Annotated in this window: 32 protein-coding genes; 20 read left to right on the top strand and 12 right to left on the bottom strand. The window is 67.7% G+C overall.

Annotated elements, in window-relative coordinates:
• The 3 genes from ASE02_RS22830 to ASE02_RS03065 all read right to left on the bottom strand — a co-directional run.
• A partial coding sequence (locus ASE02_RS22830) for an aldehyde dehydrogenase family protein (protein WP_235536584.1) occupies window positions 1–714 on the bottom strand: 714 nt, incomplete at its 3' end.
• Between the two features lie 131 nt (window positions 715–845).
• Window positions 846–1,781 carry an SMP-30/gluconolactonase/LRE family protein gene (locus ASE02_RS03070; RefSeq protein ID WP_056731032.1) on the bottom strand — a complete coding sequence of 312 codons (936 nt, stop codon included), beginning with the start codon at window positions 1,779–1,781 and terminating at the stop codon, window positions 846–848.
• Window positions 1,782–1,942: 161 nt separating this feature from the next.
• A complete protein-coding gene (locus tag ASE02_RS03065) occupies window positions 1,943–2,251 on the bottom strand; it encodes a hypothetical protein (RefSeq protein ID WP_056731030.1) in 309 nt (102 codons plus the stop codon).
• A gap of 204 nt (window positions 2,252–2,455) precedes the next feature.
• Here ASE02_RS03065 and ASE02_RS23135 point away from each other — a divergent pair, with 204 nt between their 5' ends.
• The 5 genes from ASE02_RS23135 (at window position 2,456) to ASE02_RS03045 (ending at window position 4,742) form a co-directional block, all read left to right on the top strand.
• On the top strand, window positions 2,456–2,590 hold the full coding sequence (locus ASE02_RS23135; protein ID WP_255354014.1) for a hypothetical protein: 135 nt from the start codon (window positions 2,456–2,458) through the stop codon (window positions 2,588–2,590).
• Window positions 2,591–2,597: 7 nt separating this feature from the next.
• Complete coding sequence (locus ASE02_RS03060; RefSeq protein ID WP_056731028.1) at window positions 2,598–3,332, top strand: SDR family oxidoreductase; 735 nt, start codon at window positions 2,598–2,600, stop codon at window positions 3,330–3,332.
• Between the two features lie 96 nt (window positions 3,333–3,428).
• Window positions 3,429–3,776 carry a dihydroneopterin aldolase gene (folB, locus tag ASE02_RS03055; protein WP_056731026.1) on the top strand — a complete coding sequence of 116 codons (348 nt, stop codon included), beginning with the start codon at window positions 3,429–3,431 and terminating at the stop codon, window positions 3,774–3,776.
• A 4-nt stretch (window positions 3,777–3,780) separates the two neighbouring features.
• The gene (locus ASE02_RS03050) at window positions 3,781–4,269 is read left to right on the top strand and encodes a hypothetical protein (protein WP_056731024.1); all 489 of its coding nucleotides are present in this window, start codon (window positions 3,781–3,783) and stop codon (window positions 4,267–4,269) included.
• A 74-nt stretch (window positions 4,270–4,343) separates the two neighbouring features.
• Window positions 4,344–4,742 (top strand): hypothetical protein, encoded by a 399-nt coding sequence (locus ASE02_RS03045; RefSeq protein ID WP_056731023.1) that lies wholly within the window; start codon window positions 4,344–4,346, stop codon window positions 4,740–4,742.
• Window positions 4,743–5,025: 283 nt separating this feature from the next.
• Here the strand turns inward: ASE02_RS03045 and ASE02_RS03040 are convergent, their stop codons facing one another.
• The gene (locus ASE02_RS03040; RefSeq protein WP_056731021.1) at window positions 5,026–5,913 is read right to left on the bottom strand and encodes a branched-chain amino acid aminotransferase; all 888 of its coding nucleotides are present in this window, start codon (window positions 5,911–5,913) and stop codon (window positions 5,026–5,028) included.
• 81 nt (window positions 5,914–5,994) lie between these two features.
• Here ASE02_RS03040 and ASE02_RS03035 point away from each other — a divergent pair, with 81 nt between their 5' ends.
• From ASE02_RS03035 to ASE02_RS03020, 4 genes are all read left to right on the top strand, one after another.
• Window positions 5,995–6,468: a MarR family winged helix-turn-helix transcriptional regulator gene (locus ASE02_RS03035; protein ID WP_056731019.1), complete on the top strand. Its 474-nt coding sequence runs from the start codon at window positions 5,995–5,997 to the stop codon at window positions 6,466–6,468.
• Complete coding sequence (locus ASE02_RS03030) at window positions 6,468–7,172, top strand: response regulator (RefSeq protein ID WP_056731017.1); 705 nt, start codon at window positions 6,468–6,470, stop codon at window positions 7,170–7,172. Before ASE02_RS03035 ends, ASE02_RS03030 begins: the two co-directional genes overlap by 1 nt.
• Entirely contained in the window at window positions 7,172–8,524 is a 1,353-nt protein-coding gene (locus ASE02_RS03025) for an ATP-binding protein (RefSeq protein WP_082601844.1), read from the top strand. Before ASE02_RS03030 ends, ASE02_RS03025 begins: the two co-directional genes overlap by 1 nt.
• A gap of 64 nt (window positions 8,525–8,588) precedes the next feature.
• Window positions 8,589–9,029 (top strand): DUF2147 domain-containing protein, encoded by a 441-nt coding sequence (locus ASE02_RS03020; protein ID WP_056731015.1) that lies wholly within the window; start codon window positions 8,589–8,591, stop codon window positions 9,027–9,029.
• A 52-nt stretch (window positions 9,030–9,081) separates the two neighbouring features.
• On the opposite strand, the gene proC is transcribed toward ASE02_RS03020, so the two are convergent.
• From proC to ASE02_RS03005, 3 genes are all read right to left on the bottom strand, one after another.
• Window positions 9,082–9,876, bottom strand: a complete 795-nt coding sequence (gene proC / locus ASE02_RS03015; protein WP_056731014.1) for a pyrroline-5-carboxylate reductase — start codon at window positions 9,874–9,876, stop codon at window positions 9,082–9,084.
• Between the two features lie 9 nt (window positions 9,877–9,885).
• Window positions 9,886–10,389, bottom strand: a complete 504-nt coding sequence (locus tag ASE02_RS03010; RefSeq protein WP_056731011.1) for a YbjN domain-containing protein — start codon at window positions 10,387–10,389, stop codon at window positions 9,886–9,888.
• Between the two features lie 139 nt (window positions 10,390–10,528).
• Window positions 10,529–10,774, bottom strand: a complete 246-nt coding sequence (locus ASE02_RS03005; RefSeq protein WP_056731010.1) for an accessory factor UbiK family protein — start codon at window positions 10,772–10,774, stop codon at window positions 10,529–10,531.
• An 83-nt stretch (window positions 10,775–10,857) separates the two neighbouring features.
• Here ASE02_RS03005 and lgt point away from each other — a divergent pair, with 83 nt between their 5' ends.
• Genes lgt through pgeF form a run of 3 tightly spaced genes read left to right on the top strand, consistent with a single transcriptional unit; the run spans window position 10,858 to window position 13,531 of the window.
• The gene (lgt, locus tag ASE02_RS03000; RefSeq protein ID WP_056731008.1) at window positions 10,858–11,709 is read left to right on the top strand and encodes a prolipoprotein diacylglyceryl transferase; all 852 of its coding nucleotides are present in this window, start codon (window positions 10,858–10,860) and stop codon (window positions 11,707–11,709) included.
• Window positions 11,706–12,761: a class I SAM-dependent methyltransferase gene (locus tag ASE02_RS22825; protein ID WP_056731006.1), complete on the top strand. Its 1,056-nt coding sequence runs from the start codon at window positions 11,706–11,708 to the stop codon at window positions 12,759–12,761. Before lgt ends, ASE02_RS22825 begins: the two co-directional genes overlap by 4 nt.
• The gene (gene pgeF, locus ASE02_RS22820; protein ID WP_056731004.1) at window positions 12,758–13,531 is read left to right on the top strand and encodes a peptidoglycan editing factor PgeF; all 774 of its coding nucleotides are present in this window, start codon (window positions 12,758–12,760) and stop codon (window positions 13,529–13,531) included. Before ASE02_RS22825 ends, pgeF begins: the two co-directional genes overlap by 4 nt.
• On the opposite strand, the gene ASE02_RS02985 is transcribed toward pgeF, so the two are convergent.
• Window positions 13,528–14,604 carry a calcium:proton antiporter gene (locus ASE02_RS02985; protein WP_056731003.1) on the bottom strand — a complete coding sequence of 359 codons (1,077 nt, stop codon included), beginning with the start codon at window positions 14,602–14,604 and terminating at the stop codon, window positions 13,528–13,530. The two genes, pgeF and ASE02_RS02985, sit on opposite strands and share 4 nt — an antisense overlap.
• Before the next feature lie 141 nt (window positions 14,605–14,745).
• On the opposite strand from ASE02_RS02985, the gene ASE02_RS02980 reads away from it, so the two are divergent.
• The 7 genes from ASE02_RS02980 to ASE02_RS02950 all read left to right on the top strand — a co-directional run bounded on the left by ASE02_RS02980 (window position 14,746) and on the right by ASE02_RS02950 (window position 20,830).
• On the top strand, window positions 14,746–15,681 hold the full coding sequence (locus ASE02_RS02980) for a ribose-phosphate pyrophosphokinase (RefSeq protein WP_056731001.1): 936 nt from the start codon (window positions 14,746–14,748) through the stop codon (window positions 15,679–15,681).
• Between the two features lie 121 nt (window positions 15,682–15,802).
• Complete coding sequence (locus ASE02_RS02975) at window positions 15,803–16,843, top strand: hypothetical protein (RefSeq protein WP_056730999.1); 1,041 nt, start codon at window positions 15,803–15,805, stop codon at window positions 16,841–16,843.
• A gap of 126 nt (window positions 16,844–16,969) precedes the next feature.
• The gene (locus ASE02_RS02970) at window positions 16,970–17,581 is read left to right on the top strand and encodes a 50S ribosomal protein L25/general stress protein Ctc (RefSeq protein ID WP_056730997.1); all 612 of its coding nucleotides are present in this window, start codon (window positions 16,970–16,972) and stop codon (window positions 17,579–17,581) included.
• Between the two features lie 32 nt (window positions 17,582–17,613).
• Complete coding sequence (gene pth / locus ASE02_RS02965) at window positions 17,614–18,225, top strand: aminoacyl-tRNA hydrolase (RefSeq protein WP_056730995.1); 612 nt, start codon at window positions 17,614–17,616, stop codon at window positions 18,223–18,225.
• A 64-nt stretch (window positions 18,226–18,289) separates the two neighbouring features.
• A complete protein-coding gene (ychF, locus tag ASE02_RS02960; RefSeq protein ID WP_056730993.1) occupies window positions 18,290–19,387 on the top strand; it encodes a redox-regulated ATPase YchF in 1,098 nt (365 codons plus the stop codon).
• Between the two features lie 91 nt (window positions 19,388–19,478).
• Window positions 19,479–20,147 carry a dienelactone hydrolase family protein gene (locus ASE02_RS02955; RefSeq protein WP_056730992.1) on the top strand — a complete coding sequence of 223 codons (669 nt, stop codon included), beginning with the start codon at window positions 19,479–19,481 and terminating at the stop codon, window positions 20,145–20,147.
• A gap of 2 nt (window positions 20,148–20,149) precedes the next feature.
• On the top strand, window positions 20,150–20,830 hold the full coding sequence (locus tag ASE02_RS02950; RefSeq protein WP_056730990.1) for a dienelactone hydrolase family protein: 681 nt from the start codon (window positions 20,150–20,152) through the stop codon (window positions 20,828–20,830).
• Here ASE02_RS02950 and ASE02_RS02945 read toward each other — a convergent pair.
• Window positions 20,827–21,267: a hypothetical protein gene (locus ASE02_RS02945; protein WP_056730988.1), complete on the bottom strand. Its 441-nt coding sequence runs from the start codon at window positions 21,265–21,267 to the stop codon at window positions 20,827–20,829. The two genes, ASE02_RS02950 and ASE02_RS02945, sit on opposite strands and share 4 nt — an antisense overlap.
• A 237-nt stretch (window positions 21,268–21,504) precedes the next feature.
• Between ASE02_RS02945 and ASE02_RS02940 the strand changes: the two genes are divergently transcribed.
• The gene (locus ASE02_RS02940; RefSeq protein WP_056730987.1) at window positions 21,505–22,299 is read left to right on the top strand and encodes a hypothetical protein; all 795 of its coding nucleotides are present in this window, start codon (window positions 21,505–21,507) and stop codon (window positions 22,297–22,299) included.
• A gap of 61 nt (window positions 22,300–22,360) precedes the next feature.
• Here the strand turns inward: ASE02_RS02940 and ASE02_RS02935 are convergent, their stop codons facing one another.
• The 3 genes from ASE02_RS02935 to petA are packed head-to-tail and all read right to left on the bottom strand — an operon-like array spanning window position 22,361 to window position 25,096.
• Entirely contained in the window at window positions 22,361–23,209 is an 849-nt protein-coding gene (locus ASE02_RS02935) for a cytochrome c1 (RefSeq protein ID WP_056730985.1), read from the bottom strand.
• 7 nt (window positions 23,210–23,216) lie between these two features.
• Window positions 23,217–24,536, bottom strand: coding sequence for a cytochrome b/b6 (locus tag ASE02_RS02930; protein WP_056730984.1), 1,320 nt, complete (start codon window positions 24,534–24,536; stop codon window positions 23,217–23,219).
• 5 nt (window positions 24,537–24,541) lie between these two features.
• Window positions 24,542–25,096, bottom strand: coding sequence for a ubiquinol-cytochrome c reductase iron-sulfur subunit (petA, locus tag ASE02_RS02925; protein WP_056730982.1), 555 nt, complete (start codon window positions 25,094–25,096; stop codon window positions 24,542–24,544).
• Between the last annotated feature and the right edge of the window lie 179 nt (window positions 25,097–25,275).

The following is a 25,275-nucleotide window of genomic DNA, read 5'->3' as shown; positions in this document are numbered from 1 at the left end:
GGTCGGGGCGGCGTTCTTGGCCACCTCGATGCCGGCGCGGGTCGAACCGGTGAACGAGATCAGGTCCACGTCCGGGTGGCTGGACAGCGGCACGCCGACGCCGAGGCCGTCGCCCTGGACCATGTTGAACACGCCGGCCGGCACGCCGGCGGCATGCATGATCTCAGCGAAGATGTGGCCGGTGAACGGCGCGACTTCCGAGGGCTTCAGAACCATGGTGCAGCCCGTCGCGATGGCCGGGGCCACCTTGCAGACGATCTGGTTCAGCGGCCAGTTCCAGGGGGTGATGAACCCGCAGACGCCGATCGCTTCCTTGACGATCATCGTCGGGCCGCGGTCTTCGCTGAACTTGAAGTCCTTCAGCACGGCGATGGCGGTGCCGATGTGGCCCATGCCGATCGGAACCTGAGCGCGCTGCGCCAGCGAGGCCGGGGCGCCCATTTCCTCGGTGACGGCGGTGGCCAGGTCGCCGAAGCGCTTCTGGTACTCGGCCATGATGCGGTTGAGGACGTCGAGGCGCTCTTCGCGGCTGGTCTGCGACCAGGTCACGAAGGCCTTCTTGGCGGCCTGAACGGCCTTGTCCACGTCGGCGGCGCCGCCGAGGGAGATCTTGCCGGCGACCTTCTCGTTGGCCGGGTTGATGACGTCGAGCGTCTTGGGTTCGACCGGATCGACCCACTGACCATCGATATAGAACTGAAGATATTCGCGCATGACGTCCTCCCGGAGGCGTTCGTTGGATTTTTCGGCGCGCCGACGAGAACCCCCGACGGCTTTCAAACAAGCATTTTAGTGATCAATGATCACTGTGGAAGCCCCAATACCCGAGTTCCCTTGGGTGAGCCCTAAGCCAATTGGTGCACATGGGGCTGTCCCGCAACCGGACTACGGCCTTTCAGCACATATCCGGCGCGGATCGAGCCGATGTAAAGGTCCTTCAGATCAGCCCCGCCCCAGGTGATATTGGTCGGGTGATTGACCACCTCGCCGGACGGATCGTCGATCACGGTCACCACTTCCAGCGCCGGCGTAATCACCACCACCTTGTTGGCGGCCGGCAGGCAGACCCAGAGGTTACCCTCGGCGTCCAGGCCCACCCCGTCGGTATAGCCAAGGTCGGCCATCGCCACCTGCGCGCCGCCCGCCTCCTGTAGCTTGCCGAGCACCGGGCCGTAGCGTTCGCCGGGGCCGAGCTTGCCGCCGGGCAGGACGGCGAACCGCATCACGTCGGCGCCGCTGGTCTGGGCGCAGAACAGAAACGCCTCGTCGGCCGACAGCGCCATGCCGTTCGGAAACTTCAATCCCTCGGCGACGATCTCCGACGAGCCGTCCGGCCGCAGCACGAAGATGAAGCCGTCGGCGCGGCCGTCCAGCGCCTGGGGCCAGGTCTCGGCGTGCGTGGAGTTGGCGCACCAGATGTTCCCGGCCCGGTCCATGACCGGATAGTTGGCCGAGGTCAGCCGCTTGCCGCCGACTTCCGCCAGCAGGGTCTCGTGCTGGCCGCTCGCCGGGTCGAACCGCTGCAGCGGCCCCTCCTCGCGGTCATAGATGCCGAAATTGGCGATCAGCACCCGGCCCTGGCGATCCATGTTGATCCCGTTGGGCGCGCCGCCCTTGGGACCCATCCGCCTGAACGAGCCATCCGGCAGGATTTCGGCGACCGCGCATTGGTGGTCGGAGGCGAACACCCGGCCGTCCTTGGCCACGACGACGTCCTCGGGTCGATCGATCCCGACAGCGACCTTGGTCAAGGCGCTGAGCGCGATGGTCTGGAGCGGCATGGCGTTTCCTCGGGCGTTTCTTTTCAGCTTGGCCCGCCCGAACGTCATTCGACAAGGGCCCGCGAACCAACGCCTGGCGCCGGCGAGCGCCTAGACCTCGACAGTCTGCTGAATTACGGCCTCCGGACCGCTCTCGACGCGATCCAGGCTCCTGCGCCCCGTTAGACCCCGGTGGTCGGCCCGATGCCTTCGCCGTTCTCAGGGAAGGTCATCAAGCTCTCACGCCGCACGCGCTCCTGGCGCTGCGTGAGGAAATCGCCGGCCTTCTTGACCAGGGCCTCGGCCTCATGGCCCAGGCGGGCGAACACGCTCTCGGGCGCCGCCACCTCGACCACGGGCTTGTAGCTCTCGATGTCATGAAGGAGCTCCGTGAACTTCTGGTCCGCCGGCGTTCCATGCGCCGGAGGATGTTCCAGAAGGTCGGCCACGCGCTGCAGCGCGGCTTCAAAGGAGGCTTGGTCTCGGATCATGCGCTACTCCTGCCGTTCCGCGCCACCAGCGCCACATAGCAAAGCCTGAACACCGCGCGCGGTTCCATCCCCGAAACATGGTCCCGCACGGGGCGCGGGGCAAGCGTCGACAACGCTCCCGCCCCTTGGCCCGCCCGACAGAAACGCGCGCCTCCCGATAGCTGATCGGCTCCCCCCTGCCGCCAGAGGAACTGCGGCGGCCCCTTGCGAACCACCGCCGCGCCCTCTAAAGCCCGACGGACAAACTCGGAGTTTTTCATGGACGCGATCCTGGCCATCCTCGTCTTCCTCGTCGTCATCGGCGGGCTGAACTACTTCGAATTCGGCCGGCTCGACTAAGACGGCCTTGGCGACCACCCCGCGCGGCGCGGCCCTCATCACCGGGGGCTCGCGCAGGATCGGACGGGCCCTGACGCTGGCCGCCGCCGACGCGGGCTTTGACGTCGCCATCCACGTCCGCGCCATAGACGACGATGCGCAGGCCGCCGCGGCCGACGTACGCGCTCGCGGGCGCAAAGCCTCCCTCCACGCCTGCGACCTGCGCCACGAGGGCGCCACCGCCCCGCTCATCGCCGAGGTCGAGGGCGAGCTTGGTCCCGTGACCCTGCTGGTCAACTGCGCCTCGGTGTTCGAGGACGACTCCTTCGCCAGCATGAACCGCGCCTCGTGGGACGCGCATCTGGAGACCAACCTGCGCAGCCCATTGGTGCTGGCCCAGGCCTTTGCGCGGCGCCTGCCGGCCGACCGCACGGGCCTGATCGTCAACATCCTGGACCAGCGGGTGCTGGCGCCCTCGCCGCATTTCTTCAGCTACTCGCTGTCCAAGAGCGCCCTGTGGGCGGCGACCCAGATGCTGGCCAAGGAGCTGGCCCCGCGCATCCGCGTCAACGGCGTCGGGCCTGGCCCCACCCTACCCTCGATCCACCAGCAGGACGCCGACTTCGCCGACGAGGTCGCCTCCACCCTGCTCAAGCAACCCGTCGCGCCCAGCGAGATCGGACATGCGCTGCGCTACCTCATTGACGCGACGTCAGTGACCGGCCAGATGATCGCCGTCGACGCTGGCCAACACTTGGCCTGACCGGTTTCCAGCCTCCACGGAGCGCACTTGGTTCTCCCATCGCTGCAAGACAACTCGCCCAACGCCCCGACTCCTGAAGTCCATGGGCGCGTGGTCATGACCAAGATCTTCGTCGTCGGCCTGAAGGTCGAGGCCGAGATCGGCGTCTATGCGCACGAGAAGGGCCGCGCCCAGCCGCTGATCGTCGATGTCGAACTCGACGTGCCGACCGCCGGCGCCTCGCGCCTCGCCGACACGGTGAACTACGAGACCATCGGTGAATCGGCCCGCGCCATCGTAGCGGCCGGCCACATCCAGCTGGTCGAGGACTTCGCCGAACGCCTGGCGCGCGCCTGCCTGGCCGACGGCCGCGTAATGCGCGCCCGCGTGCGGGTCGAAAAGCCCCTGGCCCTCGCGCCCCACGCCGCCGCCGCCGGGGTCGAGATCACCGTCGTTCGGGGCTGATCCCTTGGGGGTCTCGCACACCGCGCGGCTCTCGCCTCTGCAGCCGCAGACCGTCTGGACGCTGGAAAAGACCGAGATCGTCGAGCGCAAGGGCGCGCGTGAGCGCCGCTTCCCGCTGTCCCACCTGACCGGCGTGGTCCAGGCCGGGCGCGGGGCGACGCTTCACTTCCAGCGTCGACGCCTGACCATCCCCTCGTTCAGCTACGGCGAACACTTCCGGGCGGAGGATCGCGCGGCCTCGTTCGACGCCTTCATGGCCGCGGTCAGCGCCGCGGCGCCGGCCAGCCCGGTCCGCGCGCCATCGGCCAATGTCGAGGCCTTGCTCTGGATCATGGGGCTGATGGCGGTGGGCGCGCTGGCCGTGCTGTTCGCCGCGGGCCTGGCCGGCGCCTGGCTGCTGGGCGTGGCGCTGGCCTGCCGGCTGGTCTTCATCGTGATCCTGGGCGCCGCCGTCCTACCCTGGCTGCCGCGCACGCGCAGGGCGAGCCGATGATGAACGCGATTTAAGCTGGCAATCTGAGCGATCAGGGCCACATTTCAGTCAGATATTCCTCTTGGGAGACTGAATTGAGCGACACCCAAACCACCGTCGTAACCCGTGAAGACCGCACCCTACCGGCTGTGATCTACGGGCTTTATCTGTTGGGCCTGGTCAACGGGCTCACCATTCTGGTCGGCCTGGTGATCGCCTACATGAACCGCGACGCCGCCGGCCCCAACATGCGGAGCCACTACACCTTCCTGATCAAGACCTTCTGGGTCTCGATCGCCTGGTTCGTGATCGCCGGCGTCCTCATCCTGTTCGGCGGAGTCCTGTCGCTGGTGCTGGTCGGCATCCCGTTCCTGATGCTTGGCCTGTTCATCTGGGGCGTGGTCGGCATCTGGTTCGCCGTCCGCTGCATCGTCGGCCTGGTCTACCTGTCGCAGGGCGAAGCCTATCCGCGCCCCGACACCTGGCTGATTTAACGGCAAAGGCCGCGTCGCCTGATCGAAAGGTCGGCGCGGCCGCTTGTTCCGCCCTTCTCTGGCGGCTCCCTCTGGACGCTAAGCTGCTCTTGGCGCAGCATTAACCCCGTCGACGCGATGGGGGCGACGGCGCGGGGGGATTCGTAGCTGATCTGAGGTGGCGCTGCTGCGATGAGCACAAGCGACGCCAGGGGTCTGCTGGAGGGCGGATCCCCCCGACCACTTCATTGTCAGCTCTGCGAAAACGCCGCCCGCCCCGACCAGGGGCAGGCGGCGATTTTCGTCAAGCCGCCACCAGCTCGCGGCGGACCATGCGGGCGTAGTCGTCCATCAGCGAGAGCGACAGCTTGCCCGGCGTGAAGCTGTACTCGCCGATCTCCGCCACCGGCGTGATCTCGGCGGCGGTGCCGACCACGAAGCATTCGGTGAAGCCCGCCAGCTCCTCCGGCTTGATGTGCCGCTCGATGACCTCGACGCCCTGGCTCTTGGCGAGCGCGATCACCGACTGGCGGGTGATCCCGTTCAGGAAGCAGTCGGGCGTCGGGGTGTGCAGCGCGCCGTCCTTCACGAAGAACACGTTCGAGCCGGTGCTCTCGGCGACATAGCCCCGGTAGTCGAGCATCATCGCGTCGGTGTAGCCGGCCTTCTCCGCGGCGTGCTTGGAGATCGTGCAGATCATGTAGAGGCCGGTGGCCTTGGCGTGCACCGGCTCGGTCTCCGGCGACGGGCGCTTGTACTTGGCCCAGCACATGCGGATGCCCTTGGCGCGCTCTTCGGGCTTGAAGTAGCTCGGCCAGTCCCACACGGCGATCGCCACGTGGATCTTGGTCGCTTGCGCCGAGACCCCGATCATCTCCGAACCGCGCCAGGCGATGGGGCGGAGATAGGCGTCGGTCAGGCCGTTCTTGGCGCAGGTGTCCTTGCAGGCCTTGTCGATCTCGGCCACCGTGAACGGGATTTCGAAATCGAGGATCTCGGCCGACTTGAACAGACGCTCGGTATGCTCGGTCAGCTTATAGATCTCTCCCCCATACATCCGCTCGCCTTCGAACACCGCCGAGGCGTAATGGAGGCCATGGGTCAATACGTGCACCGTCGCCTCGCGCCAGGGCACGAACTGGCCGTCCAGCCAGATCCATCCGTCGCGGTCATCGAAGGGCAGTAAAGACATGAGGGAAAGTCCTCCGTTCAAGAGAGCCCTCTTACAAACCTCCCGATCCGCCGCGTCAAACAAAATGGATTGCAACCCGTAATGGCGGCCGCTGACCCTAGGCTCATCCTGCGCGACGAGGAGTTGGACGCCGGGCTCGAGTTGATGATGCTGGCCGAGGCCGCGCTCTGGGCCGGTGTCGACGCCGGGCTGGCGGCCGAAAACCTTGGCCTGGGCCGGTCCCACTGGCGCGCGGCTTTCCTGCTCAAGCGCCGGCCCGGCGTCGGCGTCCAAGAGCTGGCGCACCTGACCAGCCTGTCGAAACAGGCCGCCAGCCGGATCATCTCCGACCTGGAGGCCAAGGGCCTGGTCGAAAAGGTCGCAGGCGACCTGGACGGCCGCCGACGCGCCGCCAGCCTGACGCAGGCTGGCCAGGCCTTCGAGGAACGGATAGCCGAACGCTTGCGCGCCCAACTGGCCAGGTCCTATCGCGTGGGCGGACTGGACGGCGTGGCCGGGGTCAGGCGCATCCTGTCGGCGCTGGCCGGCGGGCGGATGAAGAGCGGAGGCGCCTGATGGCCGCGATCGAGACCCCGGACCGCCACCTGCTGGTCGTCGACGACGACGACCGGATCCGCGACCTGCTGAAGGAGTATCTCAGCCGCAACGGCTTTCGGGTGACGGCCGCGCCAGGCGGGGCCGCGGCGCGCAAGCTGCTGGAGACCCTGGACTTCGACCTCGCGGTCTTCGACGTGATGATGCCCGGCGAGGACGGCTTCTCGCTGACCGGGTGGCTGCGCGAGCGCAAGGGCGCGGCGGGCCGCACGCCGGTGCTGATGCTCACCGCCCGCGGCCTGGCCGAGGACCGCATCGAGGGCCTGCGGCGCGGCGCCGACGACTACCTGCCCAAGCCGTTCGAGCCGGAAGAATTGCTGCTGCGCATCGAGGCCATCCTGCGCCGCGCCCAGGCCCGGCCGGCGGCCGGGAACGGCGTGATCTCGCTCGGCCTCTGCCAGTTCGACCTCGAACGCGGCGAACTTAGCCGCGACGGCTCGCCCATCCGCCTTACCGAGGCCGAGGTCGCCCTGCTCAAACGCCTGGCCCGCAGCCCGCACGAGCCGGTCGACCGCCTGGAGTTGGCGCGCGAGACCGTTGATCCGTCGGGCCGCGCGGTGGACGTGCAGGTCACCCGGCTGCGGCGCAAGATCGAGAGCGACCCCAAGGCCCCGCGCTACCTGCAGACCGTGCGGGGTGTCGGCTACCTGCTGGCGCCCGACTGATGAAGATCCCGCGCCGCCTCGAACCGATCCACATGCAGCGGCTGATCAAGCGCAGCCTGCCGACCTCGTTGTTCGGGCGCTCGCTGCTGATCATCGTGCTGCCGGTGGCGCTGATGCAGATTGCGGTGACCTGGATCTTCTTCGACGCCCACTGGCAGACCGTCACCAGCCGACTGTCCGACGGTCTGGCCGGCGAGGTGGCCTGGGCGGTCGAGAGCTACCAGGACGATCCCGATTCCGAGACCATGGCCAGGCTGGCCGACCGCGCGGAGAAGTCGCTCAGCCTGTCCATCGCCTTGCAGCCCGGCAAGAACCTGCCGGAAGGCCGCCGCACCAACACCTTCGCCGTGGTCGACCGCTCGCTGGAACGCGCCCTGGCCGAGCGGCTGGACACCCCGTTCTGGTTCGATACGACCCGCTACCCCGCCTATGTCGACATCCGGGTGAAGGTCGACCAGGGGGTGATCCGCATCCTGGCCCCCCGTGATCGCGCCTTCGCCACCCAAGGCCACATCTTCGTGCTGTGGATGGCGATGGCGACCATCCTGCTGACCGCCATCGCCATCCTGTTCATCCGCAACCAGACCCGCACCATCGAGCGCCTGGCCTCGGCCGCCGACGCCTTCGGGCGCGGGATCGACGTGCCGGCGTTCAAGCCGCATGGCGCGCGCGAGGTGCGGCAGGCGGCCCAGGCCTTCCTGGCCATGAAGTCGCGGATCCAGCGCCACATCGACCAACGCACCGCCCTGCTCGCCTCGGTCAGCCACGACCTGCGCACGCCGCTCACCCGCCTGAAGCTGGAATTGGCCTTGGCCGAACCTGGCCCGCGCAACGCCGAGATGAAGCGCGACCTGGCCGAGATGGAGCACATGATCGACGAATACCTCGCCTTCGCCCGCGGCGAGGGCGGCGAGGCCGCCGAGATCGTGCCGCTAAAGCCCCTGATCGACGAGGTCAGCCAGGGCGCCCTGCACGCCGGGGCGCAGGTCCGCGTAAGCGCCGATCCCGACCTCACCGCCAATGTCCGGCCGACCGCCCTGAAGCGGGCGCTGTCCAACCTGGTGATGAACGCCGCCGCCCATGGCGAGCACATCGAAATCTCCGCCGCGGCCCGCCCCGCCGGCGGCGTGGAAATCATCGTCGACGACGACGGTCCGGGCATCCCGGAGGACCGCTACGAAGACGCGTTCAAGGCGTTCAACCGTCTCGATGACGCCCGCAACCAGAACGAAAAAGGGGTCGGCCTGGGCCTGGCCATCGCGCGCGACGTGGCCCGCGGCCACGGCGGCGACGTCACGTTGGATCGCTCGCCATTGGGCGGCCTGCGGGCCATCGTGCGCCTGCCCGGATAGCGACGTTCATCGACACGTCATTCTCCATCGGCAACACTTCGCCGAACATACGGGGAAGAGTCGCATGAAGTTGGTCCATATCGCCGCCGCGTTTGCGGCCTTCTCGGCTCTGGGTTCAGCGGCCCATGCGGCCGATCCGGTCGAGGGAACCTGGCTGGTCCAGGCCGGGACGGCCAAGGTTCGCGTCGCGCCCTGTGGCGGCGATAAGGCCAAGATGTGCGGCGTGGTCGTGTGGATGAAAGCGCCCAACGACAAGGCCGGCCAACCGCAAAAGGACCTCAACAATCCCGACGCGGCGGCGCGCACGCGGCCGATCGTCGGCCTGACCATGATCCGCGATTTCAAACCCGCCGGCGCCGGCAGATGGACCGGCGGCAAGATCTACGACCCGTCCAACGGCAAGACCTATGGCTCGAAGATAAGCCTCAATCCGGATGGCACGCTGAAGGTCGAGGGCTGCATCGCCGTGGTCTGCCAGGCGCAGACCTGGAAGCGGTCGAGCTAGAAAGACGGTCGTCATCCTCCGGCCAGCGGCACGCTGATCCGGGGGATGGGGACTAGCCGCCGAGTTCCTTGGAACGTCGCGCCGCAGCGGCGACGGCGTCGCGCAGCAGGTCGGGGAAACCGCCCTGCCCCATCAAGACTTCAAGCGCCGCCTGGGTGGTCCCCCCGGGCGAGGTGACCTGCTTGCGAAGCTCGGCCGGCTCCTCGCCGCTGGCGGCCAGCAAGGCCGCCGCGCCGGCGATGGTGGAGCGCGCCAGACGCGAGGCGTCGGCGGCGGGCAGGCCGGCCGCGGCGCCGGCGGCCTCCAGGGCCTCGACGAATGCGTAGAGATAGGCCGGCGCAGATCCGGAAACCCCGGTGGCGGCGTGCAGAAGTTCCTCGTCGGCCAGATCGACGGCGGTTCCCACCGGCGCGAACAGGGCATGAGCCCGGGCGCGGGCCTCGGCGCTCGCGGCGTAGATGCTGGTGGTGCCCCGGCCGATCGCCACCGCCGTCGTCGGCATGACGCGGGCGACCGCGCGGCCGCCAAACGCCTGGGCGATGTCGGTGGATTTCACGCCGGCGGCGATGGAGACGATCACGGCGTCAGGCGCCAGGTGCTGGGCGACCTCGGCCGCCGCCTCGCGCCACATCTGCGGCTTCACGGCCAGCAGCACGGTCTTGGCGCGGCTCAGGATCTGGTCGGCCGGATTGACCAAGGCTCCAGCCGCGGCCGCGGCCTCCAGCGTCGGGTTCGTATAGGGCTCGCGGATCAACAGGTCGGCGGCCTGGAAGGCGCCCGCGGCGCGCCACCCGTCGATCAGCGCCCCGCCCATACGGCCGGCGCCCAGCATCAGGATCGGCGTCATGGAACGCTCTTAAGCCTCGCCGACGGTCTCGAACATGCAGGCGGCGATCGCGTCCGCCGGCGACTTCGAGCCCCCCACCAGGAAGTCGAAGGCCGGATAGAAGCGGTCGGCCGCCTCCATCGCCACGTCGATCATCGCGGCGGCCTGGGCCAGGCTCGGCCGCTCGCCGGTCATCAGCGACATGGCGTGGCGGAAGATGATCTCGCCGTCGTCCCAGACCTCGAAGTGACCGAGCCAGACACGCTGGTTCAGCGTCGAGACCAGCTCGAAAGCGGCGGGGCGTTGTTCCGGAGTGACCTGTTGGTCGATGGACAGGCAGAGCTGAAGGCAGTCAGCTTCCGGCCGCCATGCGAACCAAAGCTCGTAGTCCTTCCAGTCGCCGGCGAGCGTGAAGGCGAGATCGCCATCCTCGGTACGATCGAACTGGAGGTTCTCGGCCGTCAGGACGTGCTCGACAACGTCGAGCGGGTCGAGGGTGACCAGGACGTCTTCGTCAGACTGAGGCGTGTCCATAAGACCGGCGGTCCTTTCGCAGATGGCGTGGAGGCCGAGCGGGCCCCCGAATCGCCTGCGATCTTGAAATTAAGCTGCTTCGCGCTGTGTCCGTCACCGGCTTCTTTCCCCGGGCGAGCCACATTCGCGTGTTTGGAATCTAGTCTTTCTTGGCGGCCTTCTTCGGCGCCGCGGATTTCAGCGCCTCGAGCTCGGCGCGCAGAGCCGCGATCTCGGCCTTGAGCGCCTCGAATTCATCGCGGCGGATCAGGTCGAGTTCAGCGGCGAAACGGTCGCCCTGGCTGCGGAACGCGGCCTTAGCCTCCTCGCCGGCCGTCTGGGCGAGGCCCATGGCGGCGTTGGTGAGCTTCGCGAATTCGTCCAGGAAGGGATTCTGGGTCTGCATAGCTTCCTATATGGCCCGGCGGGGGATGAAAGCGAAGGGCTTCTCGTCTAAACCCACAGGCGACGCTTTCGGAGACATATGCCTTGCCGTTCCCCGACTTCGACCCCGTTCTCTTGCAGATCGGGCCTTTCGCAATCCGCTGGTACGCCTTGGCCTATGTGGCCGGCATCCTGCTGGGGTGGCGCTATGTCGCGGGGCTGATCAAGAATCAGAGCCTCTGGGGGCCGCGTGGAGCGCCGGCGACCACCGCCCAACTGGACGATCTGATCCTGTGGATCACGCTCGGCATCATCCTCGGCGGCCGTCTCGGCCACGTTCTCTTCTATACGCCGTCGCTGATCTTCACTGATCCGCTGGAGATCCTGAAGGTCTGGAACGGCGGCATGAGCTTCCATGGCGGCGCCTTGGGCGTGCTGATCGCGGTCTTCGCCTTCGCTCGCGTCAACAAGATCGACGTCCTGCGGATGGGTGATGCGATCACCGCCGCAGCGCCAATCGGGCTGTTCTTCGGCCGCATCGCCAACTTCATCAACGGCGAGCTCTGGGGCCGTCCCACCGACGTGCCGTGGGCGTTCGTCTTCCCGCAGGCCGGGATCATGACCCGCCACCCCAGCCAGCTCTATGAAGCGGCGTTGGAAGGCCTCGTGCTCTTCCTGATCCTGCGCTGGGCGACCCATGGGGCCAAGCTGCTGCAGCGGCGCGGCGTGGTCGCCGGCGTCTTCTTCCTGGGCTACGCGGTGTTCCGGACCTTCGTGGAGAACTTCCGCGAGCCCGACCGCTATCTGGAGCAATTCCCCCTGGGCCTGACCATGGGGATGATGTTGAGCGCGCCGATGGTCATTGGCGGGGTCTGGTTGATCTGGCGGGGCCTGCGCGAGCCGCTGGCGACCGTCGCCGACGCCCCGGCTGACGCCCCGGCGCCAGCCAAGCCATGACCTTGCGCGACCGCCTGACGGCCCAGATCCGGGCCAGCGGGCCCTTGACGGTCGCGCAGTACATGACCGCCTGCCTGCACGACCCGGACTTCGGCTACTACGCCACGCGCCCGGCCCTGGGCGCGGGCGGCGACTTCATCACCGCGCCGCTGGTCAGCCAGATGTTCGGCGAACTCATCGGACTGTGGGCGGTCGAGAGCTGGATCCGGCTGGGCAGCCCCACCCCCTTCCGGCTGGTCGAGATCGGCCCTGGCGACGGCACCCTGATGAGCGACCTGCTGCGCGCCGCGCGGCTGTCGCCGGAGTTCACCGACGCCGCCGAGGTCTGGCTGGTCGAGGTCTCCACGCCCCTGCGCGACCGCCAGCGCCAGACCCTGGGCGACCGGGTGTCATGGGCGGCGTCGCTGGCCGAGGTTCCGGGCGACGCACCGATCCTGCTGGTGGCCAACGAACTGCTCGACTGCCTGCCCGCGCGCCAGTTCGTGCGTACCGAGCGCGGATGGGCCGAACGCATGGTGGGGGTCGACGACGCCGGCGAGCTCGCCTTCGGCCTGGCCCACACGCCGCCGCTGCCGCGCGAGGCGCCGGTCGGCGCCATCCTCGAACAGGCCCCGGCCCAGGCCGCCCTGGGGGCCGAACTCGCCGCGCGGATCACCGTCGACGGCGGCGCGGCCCTGCTGATCGACTATGGCCGCGCGACGCCAGGTTTCGGCGACACGCTCCAAGCGCTGCGCAAGCACCAGAAGGAGAGCCCGCTGGCCGCGCCCGGCGAGGCCGACCTCACCGTCCACGCCGACTTCCCCGCCGTGCTGGCCGCCGCCCACGCGCAAGGCGCCGCGACGGCCCAGATCCTGACCCAGGGCGAATTCCTGGTGCGCCTGGGCGTCGGCTCGCGCGCCGAGGCCCTGGCCGCCGCCCGCCCCGACCGCGCCCAGGAGATCGAACGGCAACTCGAGCGCCTAGTCTCTCCCGACCAGATGGGCGAGTTGTTCAAGGTCGCCTGCATCCATACGCCGGGCTTCGTCCCGCCCGGTTTCGAGGACCTGACTTGACCGACCTGCCCGTGATCACCTCGCCCCTGCTCGATCTGGCGGGGGTTCGCCATGCCTTCTTCACCCGCAAGGGCGGGGTCTCGAGCGGCATCTACGACAGCCTCAATGTCGGACGCGGCTCGGCCGACGCGGCCGAGGACGTCGTGGAGAACCGGCGACGGGCGGCGGCGCATTTCGGGGTCGGCCCCGAGGCGCTGGACACCTGCTACCAGATCCATTCGGCCACAGCCCTGATCGCCGACGGCCCCTGGGGCGATAACCGCCCTGAGGCCGACGGCGTGGTGACCGACCGGCGAGGCCTGGTCTGCGGCGCCCTGGCCGCCGACTGCGCGCCGATCCTGTTCGCCGACCCGAGGGCCGGCGTCGTCGGCGCGGCCCATGCCGGATGGAAAGGCGCCCTGACCGGCGTGGCCGAAGCGACCATCGTCCAGATGCAGGCCCTAGGCGCGCAGCCCTCGCGGATCGTCGCCGTGGTCGGCCCCTGCATCGGGCCGGCGTCCTACGAGGTCGGTCTGGAGTTCCTCGAACGCTTCACGGCCGACGACGCGGGCAACGCCGCGTTCTTCATGCCCGGCGAAGCCGCCGACAAGCGCATGTTCGACCTGCCCGCCTTCGTCCTGCATCGCCTGCGCACCGCTGGCGTCGAGACCTGCGAATGGGTCGGCCGCGACACCTGCGCGGAGGGCGAGCTGTTCTTCTCCAACCGCCGGGCGTTCAAGCAGGGCGAACCGGACTTCGGCCGCCTGCTCTCGGCCATCGCTCTCGTCTAAGGCACGATCGTCGTGAACAGGTAGACCGCGAAGATCACCAGGTGGACGACGCCCTGCAGCACGGTGGTCCGCCCGGTGCCCAGCGACAGGGTGGTGACGATCAAGGTCAGCATCAGCAGCACCATCGCCTTGGCGTCGAGGCCAAGCGACAGCGGCCACTCCATCACCAGCGACACCACCGCGACCACCGGGATGGTCAGGCCGATGGAGGCCAGCGCCGAGCCGAGCGCCAGGTTCAGGCTGGTCTGGAGCCGGTTGGCGCGCGCCGCCCGCACGGCCGCCAGGCTCTCGGGAAGCAGCACGAGGGCGGCGATGATCACCCCGACCACCGCCTTCGGCGCGCCGGCGCCCGCCACGGCCTGTTCGATGGTCGGCGCCAGCGATTTGGCCAGCAGCACCACGGTCACCAGCGCGACGACGAGCAGGCCAAGGCTGATCCAGGCGTCCAGCGCCGTCGGCGGCGCGGCGTGGGCTTCCTCGTCATGGGCCTTGGGGCCGCTGGGCAGGAAGTAGTCGCGGTGCCGAACCGCCTGAACCAGCACGAAGGTTCCGTAGAGCACCAGCGAGACCAGGCCGACGAAGGCCAGCTGGCTTCCCGAGTAGACCGGGCCAGGCGTGCTGGTGGTGTAGTTGGGCAGCACCAGGGTGAGGATCGTCAACGCGGCCAGGGTGGCCAGCGCGGCGCTGACCCCGGCCTGACCGAACTTCTGTTCAAGGTGGCGGGCGCCGCCGACCAGCAAGCAGAGGCCGACGATCCCGTTGAGGATGATCATGATGGCGGCGAACACCGTGTCGCGCGCCAGGCCGGAGGCGGCCTCGCCTCCCGACAGCATCAGCGAGACGATCAGCGCCACCTCGATGACCGTCACCGCGACCGCCAGGACCAGGGTGCCGTAGGGCTCGCCGATCTTATGGGCCACAACCTCGGCATGGTGCACCGCGGCCAGCACGCAGGCGATCAGCCCCACGGCCAGGACAATGTTGAACGGCCCGCCGAGCTTTGCGCCAAACAACAGCAGCGCGCCAACGATGGGAGAGAGCCAAGTCCAGGCCGGGAGTCCGATTTTGGGCATGCCGCACCCTAGACGAAGCATGGCCGTGGCGCGAGGCACGGACGCGTCATTCGCACCGACTGTGGCGCGTGGGCTCTTGCCCCTCCGCATGGCCCTGCTAAAAGCCCGCGCAACACCGACACCATTGCCCCTGAGGGTCTGATGAAGCTGCTGGCCGGCAACTCCAACCGCGCGCTGGCCGAGGCTGTGGCCTCCCACCTGGATCTCCCGCTCACGCGGGCCCAGGTCAAACGCTTCGCCGACAACGAAGTCTGGGTGACGATCGATGAGAATGTCCGCGGCGAGGACGTCTTCATTCTGCAGTCGACCAACTACCCGGCCAACGACAACCTGATGGAGCTGCTGGTCTGCATCGATGCGCTGAAGCGCGCGTCGGCCAAGCGGATCACCGCGGTGATGCCCTATTTCGGCTACGCCCGGCAGGACCGGAAGACCGGGGGCCGCACCCCGATTTCGGCCAAGCTGGTCGCCAACCTGATCGAGCGCGCCGGCGCCGACCGGGTGCTGACCATGGATCTGCACTCCGGTCAGATCCAAGGCTTCTTCGACATCCCCACCGACAACCTGCTGTCGGCGCCGCTGCTGGCGGCCGACATCAAGGAAAACTACGAGAAGCCGTCCGACATCATGATCGTCTCGCCCGACGTGGGCGGAGTGGTCCGGGCGCTGGCGGTGGCCAGCCGGCTCAACGCCGAACTGGCGATCGTCGACAAGCGCCGCTCGGGTCCGGGCAAGAGCGAAGTGGCCAACGTCATCGGTGACGTGGCTGGTCGTCGCTGCATCCTGTTCGACGACATGATCGACGGCGGCGGCACGCTCTGCAACGCGGCCCAGGCCCTGGTCGATGGCGGCGCCCTGGAGGTGTCGGCCTACGTGACCCACGGCGTCATGTCGGGCGCGGCCGTCGAGCGCGTGAACAACTCGGTGCTCAAGGAGCTGGTCATGACCGACTCCATCCCAGCCCCGGAACGCGCCGGCGACGGCGGCAAGATTCGCTATGTCAGCTGCGACAAGCTGCTGGGCGAAGCCATCCGCCGGATCGCCAACGAAGAATCGGTCTCCAAACTCTTCGACTGATCCACAGGATTGGCCTCGTTACGGTCAAGCTTGGTGTATTTCCGTTAAGCATGGGCGGTCACATTCTCGCCCGTTCACGGCGCGATGCTTCGCGCGCCTGTTTAATTGGGGAAGGCGCAGGATGAATTCCGCTTTTCGCGCGGGCCTGACGGTCTCCGCTATCGCTATCGCCGCCGTTCTGAGCGCCTGCGCCGCGCCGCCTCCAGCCAAGCCCGCCCAAAAGGCCGCGCCGCCGATCGTCCTGGCGCCCAAGCTGATCGAGCAGGCCAGCGCCTATCGCTATTACATGGACCGCGCCTCGGCGATCGCGCCGGGCTTCGTCGACGGCCCGGCCATCGCCCAGGCCATGAAGGTCGGCGCCTCCTATGAGCCCAAGCAGTTCCTGCGGGGCGCGATCTCCTACGGCGCCATCGTCGCGCTGCAGGACCCGGCCTTCGTCGCCGGCGTGCGCGTCTACGCCGGCTCCGCCGAGCAACGCCAGCAGATCGCCTACGAGATCATGAAGGACCCGGCCTATGTGGTCGGGCTGCAGGGCTCCGGCAGCGCCGCGGGCCTAGTGGTCGCCGCCCTCGGGGCCGACGGCAACAAGTTCTACGAAGTCGGCAAGACGGTGAAGCAGGCCGCCTACGACGTGCAGAAGCAGGCCTGGTCCAAGTCCGACATCGTCGGCCGCGACCTGCGCCTGTCGCAGGCCAAGACCCTGAGCGCCACGCCGGTGGTGGGCGACGTCGCCGAGACCGCCCGCCTGCAGCAGGCGACGCTGGGCAGCCCCACCCTGGGCCTGACCGGAGCGCCGATCACGCCGCCCTTCACCCCGGTGGTGATTCGCAGCCTTGCCGTCGCCGCCCTGGCCATCCTCGGCCACGCCAGCGAACCGAATCTCGAAACCATCAACGCCATCATGGTCGAGCCGAACATCGCGTCCTGCGCCAACATGGCCAAGCTGAACCTCTATCAGTGCCTGGCCGTGGCCAAGCCGCACTACGAGGACGTCTTCTGCCTGGGCCAGCACGCCATGATGGATACGGCCCGCTGCGTGATCAAAGCCTCCGGCCTTCCCGAGCCCTATGAGGCCCGGTTCGTGCCCACCGTGCGCCCCAACGCGACCTACAAAGTGACCCCGCCGAAAAAGCCCGCGAAGAAACCCGCCAAGAAGCGGTAGAATTCCTCGCGACCGGCCGTTGCCACGGGCCTGGGTTTTGTGTATCTACGCGCACCTTTCGGCCCAAAGGGGTCGTTCCGTCGCCGCGCGGGTTATCGCGCGGCGGCTTCGTTTTGAGGCAAGGCCATGGCCGATATCATCCTGAACGTTGAACTCCGCGAGCGCACTGGAACCGGTGGCGCGCGTGAAACCCGCCGCGCGGGCTTGGTCCCCGGCGTGCTGTACGGCGGTGACAAGGATCCCGTGGCCGTCGCCGTGAAGGCGAACGAGTTCCGCAAGGCGCTCTACACCGGCAAGCTGCTGGGCCACCTGGTGACCCTGAAGCACGGCGACGAAACCCAAGCCGTCATCGCCAAGGCGATCGACATGGACCCCGTCACCGACGTGCCGGTGCACTTCGACCTGTTCCGCGTCGGCGAGCATCAGCTGATCAAGATCGCCGTGCCGGTGCACTTCAAGAACCACGAGGCCTCGCCGGGCCTCAAGAAGGGCGGCACGCTGAACATCGTCCGTCACGACGTTGAGCTGTCCTGCCCGGCCGACGCCATTCCGGAAGAGCTGGTCTGCGATCTGACCGGCCTGGACATCGGCGACACCATCCGCATGTCGGCCTTCGAACTGCCCAAGGGCGTCGTCGCCGCCCTGGATCGCGACTTCGTCGTCGCCACCCTGGCCGGCTCTTCGGCTTCCGCCTCGGCCGACGCCGCGGCTGACGAAGCCGGCTCGACCGCCGAGTAAGCGAAACGATCTCTTCTTCGCGAGGAGATCGTATGCTTGTCCTTTGCGGCCAAGGTAATCCGGGAGCCCGCTATGCGGGCAACCGGCACAATATCGGCTTCATGGCCGTGGACCAGATCGGGCGCCGTTGGCGCTTTGGTCCCGAACGCTCTCGTTTCTCCTCCCTCGTCCGCGAGGGGGAGATCGAGACGCCAGGCGGCGCGGTTCGCGCCCTGATCCTGAAACCCCAGACCTATTACAACGAGAGCGGCCGAGCTGCGGCTGAGGCGCTCAAGTTCTACAAGCTGAAGCCCGCCGACCTCGTACTGTTCTACGACGAGATCGACATGGCGCCGGGCCGCTTCCGCATGAAGACGGGCGGCGGCGCGGCGGGCAATAACGGCGTCCGCTCCCTCACCGCCCATATCGGCCCCGATTTCCGCCGCGCCCGTCTCGGCGTCGGCCATCCGGGGCACAAGGACCGCGTCCAGGGCCACGTGCTGTCGGATTTCCACAAGGTCGACCAGCAATGGGTCGCCGACCTGCTGGGGGCGGTGGCCGACGCCGCGCCGCTGTTGGCCGCCGGCGAAGACGAGAAGTACCAAACCGAGGTCATGCGCCTGGCCCCGGCCGACAAGAGCGACATCCCGCAGGGCCGCGGCTGACTGGCCTGACGACATTTTCTCCCGCGTCCGCTAAACCGGCGCCGACCCAATCCTAGAGGACGACATGGCCCTTAAAGTCGCCATCGTCGGTCTGCCGAACGTCGGCAAATCGACCCTGTTCAACGCGCTCACCCAGACCGCGGCGGCCCAGGCCGCGAACTATCCGTTCTGCACCATCGAGCCCAACACCGGCGACGTGGCCGTGCCCGAGCCGCGTCTGGACGCCCTGGCGGCCGTCATCCCGTCCAAGGAAATCATCCCGGCGCGGATCAACTTCGTGGACATCGCCGGCCTGGTGCGCGGCGCGTCCAAGGGCGAGGGCCTGGGCAACCAGTTTCTGGCCAATATCCGCGACTGCGACGCCGTCGCCTTCGTGGCCCGCTGCTTCATCGACGACGACATCACCCATGTCGAAGGCAAGGTCGATCCCCTCGCCGATCTCGAGACCATCGAGACCGAGCTGATGCTGGCCGACCTCGAGAGCCTGGAGAAGCGGGTCTCCAACCTGGAGAAGCGCGCCAAGGCAGGCGACAAGGAAAGCGCCCAGACCCTGCGCCTGGTTCAACTGGCCCTGGTCGAGCTGAACGCCGGCCGCCCGGCCCGCAAGGCCGTGGTCTCCGCCGAGGACGACAAGGCCTGGCGGATGCTCCAGCTGCTGACCTCCAAGCCCGCCCTCTATGTCTCCAATGTCGACGAGGCTTCCGCGGCGACCGGCAACGAGATGTCGAACATGGTGGCCGAGCGCGCCAAGCGTGACGGCGCCGACCATGTGTTCATCTCCGCCCAGATCGAGAGCGAGATCGCCATGCTGGACCCGGCCGAGCGCGCCGAGTTCCTGGAGACCCTGGACCTGGCCGAACCGGGCCTGAACAAGCTGATCCGCGAGGCCTATCACCTGCTGGGCCTGCAGACCTACTTCACCGTCGGTCCCAAGGAAGCCCGCGCCTGGACCATCCACAAGGGCGACACCGCCCCGCAGGCGGCCGGCGTGATCCACACCGACTTCGAGAAGGGCTTCATCCGCGCCGAGACCATCGCCTACGAGGACTATGTCCGCCTCAAGGGTGAAGCTGGCGCTCGCGAAGCCGGGAAGTTCCGCCAGGAAGGCAAGGAGTACGTCGTCCAGGACGGCGACGTCCTGAACTTCCGCTTCAACGTCTAGCGCGGCAGGTTTTCTATGGGCGGCGCCTTCCTATCTCCGTTGGGCGCCGCCGCGATCTCTGCTTAGGTCCCGCCACAAACGGGAGAGACACATGGGCGAGACGATCACCCTTCGGGGCGCGGACGACTTCGAGTTTTCCGCCTATCACGAGCAGGCCCTCGCTCCGCGCAAGGGCGGCGTGATCGTCCTGCAGGAGATCTTCGGTGTCGACCGCCACATCCGCGCCGATGTCGAGCGCTGGGCCAAGGCGGGCTACGAGGCTGTCGCCCCTTCCCTCTACGACCGCCGCGAGCCCAGCTTCACCGCCGGCCATGATCCCGAGGGCCTGACCGCCGGGGTCACCCATGCGCGCGCCACGCCGCTGGATCAGGCCCTGGGCGACATCGCCGCCTGCCGCGACTTCCTGGCTGAGCGTGGCAAGGTCTTCGTCGTCGGCTATTGCTACGGCGGATCGCTGGCCTGGCTGAGCGCCGGCAAGCTGGAAGGCGTCGCCGCGGCGTCGAGCTATTACGGCAGCCTGGTCCAGGCCAACGCCGCCCTGCAGCCGCTCTGCCCGACCATCATCCACCTCGGCCGCACCGATCCCGGGATCAAGGCCGATGACGTCGAGGCCGCCGTCCTCGCGCACCATACCGACGTTCCGGTCTACATCTACGAAGACGCCGGTCACGGGTTCAACAATGAGAGCCCCGAGCGCTACGGCGAAAAAGCCGCCGACCTGGCCAGGGCCCGCACGCGCGAACTGTTCGAGGCCGCCTGAGCGTGGGCGAGACCATCACTCTGAAGAGCGGGTTCGACGGCTTCGAGCTGGGCGCCTATCACGCCAGGCCGACCGACGCCCGACGCGGCGGGCTGGTGCTGATCCAGGAGATCTTCGGGATCACCGATCATATCCGCGAACTGGCCGACAGTTTCGCCGAGGAGGGCTATGAAACCATCGCCCCGGCCTTCTACGACCGCCTGGAGCCTGGGTTCGCCGCCGACTACGGCCAGGAAGCCGTAGCGAAGGGCGTAGGCTACTCTCAGGAGACTCCCTGGGACCAAGTAGCCGGAGACGCCCAAGCGGCCATAGACGCCCTCTCAGGGCCGGTCTTCGCGACCGGCTTCTGCTGGGGCGGAGCGGCGACCTGGCTGGCCGCCTGCCGCTGCACCGGCCTCTCGGCGGCCTCGGCCTTCTATGGCCGGCGGATCACCGAGCTGAAGGACGAGACGCCGAAGGTTCCGATCATCCTGCATTTCGGCAAGACCGACGCCTCGATCCCGCTGGAACGCGTGGAAGAGATCCGCGAGGCCCATCCCGACGTTCGGGTGCACCTCTATGAGGCTGGGCACGGCTTCGTCTCCGATCGCCGCGCCGACTATCACGCCGACAGCGCCCACCTGGCCCGTCTGAGGACGCTGGCCTTGTTCTCCAACAACGGCGGCGGACGCAGCTCGATCTAGGAGGGCGGTTCCTCGATCTGGGCGCGGACCTCGGGCACGGTCTCCAGCGCGCGCACCAGCACCGCCTGGGCCGCCAGGATCCCGATCCCGGCGGCGTAGCCGGAGAAGACCCCGGCGGGATAGCGGCCGCCGTGGCCGACCGCCCAGACCTGCCAGTAGATGAACAGCGCGGCGGCCGCGAGCAGCCCCACCCCGGTCAGCACGGAGATCGGGGTCTGGCCGAACCCGGCCTGGAAGCTCAGCCAGACATAGCGGGCCAGCATCCGCTTCAGGAACGGCACCAACAGCGGCAAGGACAGGCAGGCGAACAGGAAGACGCTGGGCCAGGCCAGGGTCCGCTGGGCGATCAGCGCGTCGCCTCCGGGCAGCACCTGGAAGGCGTTGACCACCGCCCCGGCATAGATCAGCGACGCCGCGCCGACGGCGACGTCCTGCATGCGTCTGAAATCGCGCCAAGCCCGCGTAAACACCATGCCCAGCACTTAGCCGATGGTTTGGGCGCCGATAAGGCCCGTCGGCGGCCTTTGCGCCAGACCGCGTCGGAAATTTCACGCCCGCCCAAAAGACGCGCTACGGTCCGTCAGGGACGAGCAGCCGATCCCCCATGCGGCCGCCCTGTCGCCGAGGGCGAGCGGCTTGGCTATGCTGCGCGCCAGAGTCATCCGACGGACGTCATGAAGCTCGCAATCCTCGCCTCCACCGCCCTGCTGGCCGCCCTGACGTCGGCAGGCGGCGCCTGGGCCGGCGAGAGCGCCTGCTGGTACGAACAGGGCGTCATCGTCGCGCCAGCTTCCATCGCCGGCCTGGCCGGAGACTACATTCTCGACACCGGGACCCCGGTCACCCAACTGCATGAGACCAAGGCGCAGGGCGCGGGCATCGCCGAGAGCGCCCTGCATGGCCGGGTGCAGATCGCCGGTCTCACCCTGATTGACCGACCGTTCAAGGTCGTCGACCTCGACGCACGGACCGGGGCCTTTCCCACGCCGATCGCCGGCGTGATCGGCGCCGATCTGCTGTCGGGCTACGTGGTCGACATCAGCTTCGCGCCCTGCACGGTCGCGATCTATCCGCTGCGCAAGGCGCCGGCCTTCAAGGCGAAGGCCTCGCTGCCGCTGGTGCGCGGCGCGGGTGTCGCGCTTGCTCGGGCCGCGGTCTCCGACGGACCCCACGCCCTGGGCGGCGATTTCGTCATCGCCACCGGCGCCGACACCGCCGTCCGCGTCGATGCGCGCCTGGCCAGCGTTCCAGGGGCGGCGAAGCCGCAGGACGTCCTGCCCTATGCCGAGGGCCGCGCGAAACTGCGGGCCGCGTCCTTCGCCGGCGTGCTGCTTGAGAACCTGGACGGCGGACTGGTGATGGACGGCCCTGCGGCGGCCGGCGTGATCGGCGCGCCGCTGCTGGCGCGCTGGCGGCTGCGGTTCGACTTCCCACGGGGCCGGCTGCTGCTGCGCCCGGCCGGCGGCTAGGCAAAGAAAAAGGCCCCGGACGGATCCGGGGCCTTCATCGTTCTTGGCTTGGAAAACCGCCCTAGTGGGCGACGTTCTTCCAGATCTTGCGGTAGCTCGCATAGAGCAGGCCCGCGAAGATCAGCAGGTAGATCATGGCCGCGAAGCCGAACGACTTGCGCTCCTGCATCTTGGGCTCCGAAGCCCAGGTGAGGAAGGCGGCGACGTCCTTGGCTTCCTGCTCCAGCGTCGACTTGGTGCCGTCGTCGAAGGTCACCTGACCGGCCGCCAGCGGCGGGGCCATGGCGATGAAGCCGCCGGGCGGAACCTTGTCGTGCGGACCCGACCAGGCGGCCGTCACGTCGCCGGCCATATAGGGGTTGTAGTGCTGGCCGACGCCGACCTTCAGACCCGCGGGCGGTTCCTTATAGCCGGTCAGCAGCGAGTAGATGTACTGCGGCCCGTGGTGGCGAGCCTTGGCCATCACCGAGAGGTCCGGCGGCAGGGCGCCGCCGTTCGAGGCCCGGGCGGCCGGTTCGTTCGGGAACGGCGACGGGAACCGATCAGCCGAGGTGCCGGGACGCTCGATCACGTCGCCGGTTTCGGAGTCGATGTCCTTGATCTGATAATCCTTGGCGATCGACTTCACATACGGATTGTCGTTCGGGTTCGGATATTTCGGATCGTAGAACGGGCCGTCCTTCTGGCCGAGGTTCCGGAAGCTCATCAGGGTCATCGAGTGGCAGGCCGAGCAGACCTCCCGATAGACCTTGTAGCCTCGTTGCAGCTGGGCCTGATCGAACTTACCGAACGGGCCTTCGAAGCTGTACTCGACATGCTTCACCGGCGCGGCGGCGCCAGCAGCGAGGGCGGCGGGGGCCGACAGCATGGCCAACCCAAGCGCCGCGAGCGCGATACCTTTACGCAGCATCTTAGGCTCAACCCCTCTTTTCAGGCGAAGCCGCGGCGCCGGCGGGCGCGTTGGCGGGATGCGAAAGCACAGGCGCACTGATCGATTCCGGTTGCGGAAGCGGGGTCTCGGTGAGGCCCAGGATCGGCAGGATGACCAGGAAATACGCAAAGTAGTAGAGCGCCGCGAAACGGGACAGCCAAACGAAGCTGTTCAGGTCCGCGTCGATCAGAGTGAAGGTCGACAGGTGCGGGATGACGTGATCATCGGGCAGCTGACCACCGCAATAGCCGAGGATCAGGCAGGCCAGCAGGAAGATGAAGAAGTACAGCTTCGCCGTCGGCCGGTAGCGCATGGAGCGCACCTTGGAGGTGTCGAGCCAGGGCAGGACGAACATCACCGCGATGGCGCCGAACATCAGCAGCACGCCGCCGAGCTTGTCCGGAACCGCGCGCAGGATCGCGTAGAACGGCAGGAAGTACCATTCGGGCACGATGTGCGCCGGGGTGACCAGCGGGTTGGCCGGGATGTAGTTGTCGGCGTGGCCGAGCGCGTTCGGGTTGTAGAACACGAAGCTGGCGAACAGGATCAGGAAGACCACGATCGCGAACCCGTCCTTCACCGTGTAGTACGGGTGGAAGGGAACGGTGTCCTCTTTCGACTTCACGTTCACGCCGGTCGGGTTGTTGTTGCCCGGCACGTGCAGCGCCCAGATGTGCAGGCCAACGACGCCGGCGATCATGAAGGGCAGCAGATAGTGCAGCGAGAAGAAGCGGTTCAGCGTCGGATTGTCGACCGCGAAGCCGCCCCACAGCCAGGTGGTGATCGCTTCGCCCACGATCGGCAGAGCCCCGAACAGGTTGGTGATCACGACGGCGCCGTGGAAGCTCATCTGACCCCAGGGCAGCACGTAGCCCATGAAGGCCGTGGCCATCATCAGCAGGTAGATCACGCAGCCCAGGATCCACAGAACCTCGCGGGGAGCCTTGTAGGATCCGTAGTAGAGGCCGCGGAACATGTGGATGTAGACCGCGATGAAGAACATCGAGGCGCCGTTGGCGTGCATGTAGCGGATCAGCCAACCGTAGTTGACGTCACGCATGATGCGCTCGACCGAGGCGAAGGCGTGATCGACGTGCGGCACATAGTGCATGGCCAGCACGATGCCGGTGACCAGCTGAATGCCAAGGCAGACCGCCAGGATGCCGCCGAAGGTCCACCAGTAGTTCAGGTTCTTCGGCGTCGGGAAATCAATGATGCTGTCGTACGCGAGGCGCACGATCGGCAGACGGGTGTCGAGCCAACGCTCGATGCCGGTCTTGGGTTCGTAGTTCGAATGTCCGCTCATCGGTCTTAGCCCACCTTGACCTTGGTGTCGGAGAGGAAGGCGTAGTCGGGCACCGCGAGGTTCTTCGGCGCAGGACCCTTACGGATGCGGCCGGAGGTGTCGTAGTGCGAACCGTGGCAGGGGCAGAACCAGCCGCCGAAGTCGCCGCCGCCGAACGTGGGCACGCAGCCCAGGTGCGTGCAGGTGCCGATGACTACGAGCCATTCGGCCTTGCCCGGCTTGTGACGCTCTTCGTCGGTCTGCGGGTCACGCAGATCAGCTTTGTCGTCCTTGATCGCCGCGGCGATCTCAGCGCCGGTGCGCTTACGGACGAACAACGGCTTGCCGCGCCACTTGATCACGACCTGCTGGCCGAGTTCGACCTTGGTCAAGTCAAACTCGACCGAGGCGAGCGCCAGCGTATCGCCGGACGGGTTCATCTGATCGATGAACGGCCAGGCGAGACTCGCGACGGCGCCGCCGGCCGCGACGGCCGCTGCGATATGAATAAAATCACGCCGGTTCGGGTCGTCGCCCGCGGCATGCGTATCGGGATTTGCGCCCACGACGGTGTCGGCCACCTTAAAGCTACCCTTCGTTTGGGGCCGCAAGGACCGCGACCCTTCGGATCTTACCGGAAAACCGGAGCGATCCCGCCTTCGACCCTGCCAGACGTTCTGGTAAGGCCATCGGAACATGAACGCTGGAGCAAGGGCGAAACCTTCGGAAGAGTTGTGGATTGCGGTTTGCACCCCACCTT

It is taken from the genome of Phenylobacterium sp. Root700 (assembly GCF_001429025.1).
Lineage (GTDB): Bacteria > Pseudomonadota > Alphaproteobacteria > Caulobacterales > Caulobacteraceae > Phenylobacterium.
The sequence above is the reverse complement of the archived record's forward strand: the minus strand, read 5'-3'. Positions and strand labels throughout refer to the sequence as shown.

Coding starts and splice junctions, on each gene's coding strand:
- ASE02_RS03070 (WP_056731032.1), bottom strand. CDS start 1,781: ATGCCGCTCCAGACCATCGCGCTCAGCGCCTTGACCAAGGTCGCTGTC.
- ASE02_RS03065 (WP_056731030.1), bottom strand. CDS start 2,251: ATGATCCGAGACCAAGCCTCCTTTGAAGCCGCGCTGCAGCGCGTGGCC.
- folB (WP_056731026.1), top strand. CDS start 3,429: ATGACCAAGATCTTCGTCGTCGGCCTGAAGGTCGAGGCCGAGATCGGC.
- ASE02_RS03040 (WP_056731021.1), bottom strand. CDS start 5,913: ATGTCTTTACTGCCCTTCGATGACCGCGACGGATGGATCTGGCTGGAC.
- ASE02_RS03035 (WP_056731019.1), top strand. CDS start 5,995: ATGGCGGCCGCTGACCCTAGGCTCATCCTGCGCGACGAGGAGTTGGAC.
- ASE02_RS03030 (WP_056731017.1), top strand. CDS start 6,468: ATGGCCGCGATCGAGACCCCGGACCGCCACCTGCTGGTCGTCGACGAC.
- ASE02_RS03025 (WP_082601844.1), top strand. CDS start 7,172: ATGAAGATCCCGCGCCGCCTCGAACCGATCCACATGCAGCGGCTGATC.
- ASE02_RS03020 (WP_056731015.1), top strand. CDS start 8,589: ATGAAGTTGGTCCATATCGCCGCCGCGTTTGCGGCCTTCTCGGCTCTG.
- proC (WP_056731014.1), bottom strand. CDS start 9,876: ATGACGCCGATCCTGATGCTGGGCGCCGGCCGTATGGGCGGGGCGCTG.
- ASE02_RS03010 (WP_056731011.1), bottom strand. CDS start 10,389: ATGGACACGCCTCAGTCTGACGAAGACGTCCTGGTCACCCTCGACCCG.
- ASE02_RS03005 (WP_056731010.1), bottom strand. CDS start 10,774: ATGCAGACCCAGAATCCCTTCCTGGACGAATTCGCGAAGCTCACCAAC.
- ASE02_RS22825 (WP_056731006.1), top strand. CDS start 11,706: ATGACCTTGCGCGACCGCCTGACGGCCCAGATCCGGGCCAGCGGGCCC.
- ASE02_RS02985 (WP_056731003.1), bottom strand. CDS start 14,604: ATGCCCAAAATCGGACTCCCGGCCTGGACTTGGCTCTCTCCCATCGTT.
- ASE02_RS02980 (WP_056731001.1), top strand. CDS start 14,746: ATGAAGCTGCTGGCCGGCAACTCCAACCGCGCGCTGGCCGAGGCTGTG.
- ASE02_RS02975 (WP_056730999.1), top strand. CDS start 15,803: ATGAATTCCGCTTTTCGCGCGGGCCTGACGGTCTCCGCTATCGCTATC.
- ASE02_RS02970 (WP_056730997.1), top strand. CDS start 16,970: ATGGCCGATATCATCCTGAACGTTGAACTCCGCGAGCGCACTGGAACC.
- pth (WP_056730995.1), top strand. CDS start 17,614: ATGCTTGTCCTTTGCGGCCAAGGTAATCCGGGAGCCCGCTATGCGGGC.
- ychF (WP_056730993.1), top strand. CDS start 18,290: ATGGCCCTTAAAGTCGCCATCGTCGGTCTGCCGAACGTCGGCAAATCG.
- ASE02_RS02955 (WP_056730992.1), top strand. CDS start 19,479: ATGGGCGAGACGATCACCCTTCGGGGCGCGGACGACTTCGAGTTTTCC.
- ASE02_RS02945 (WP_056730988.1), bottom strand. CDS start 21,267: ATGCAGGACGTCGCCGTCGGCGCGGCGTCGCTGATCTATGCCGGGGCG.
- ASE02_RS02940 (WP_056730987.1), top strand. CDS start 21,505: ATGAAGCTCGCAATCCTCGCCTCCACCGCCCTGCTGGCCGCCCTGACG.
- ASE02_RS02935 (WP_056730985.1), bottom strand. CDS start 23,209: ATGCTGCGTAAAGGTATCGCGCTCGCGGCGCTTGGGTTGGCCATGCTG.
- ASE02_RS02930 (WP_056730984.1), bottom strand. CDS start 24,536: ATGAGCGGACATTCGAACTACGAACCCAAGACCGGCATCGAGCGTTGG.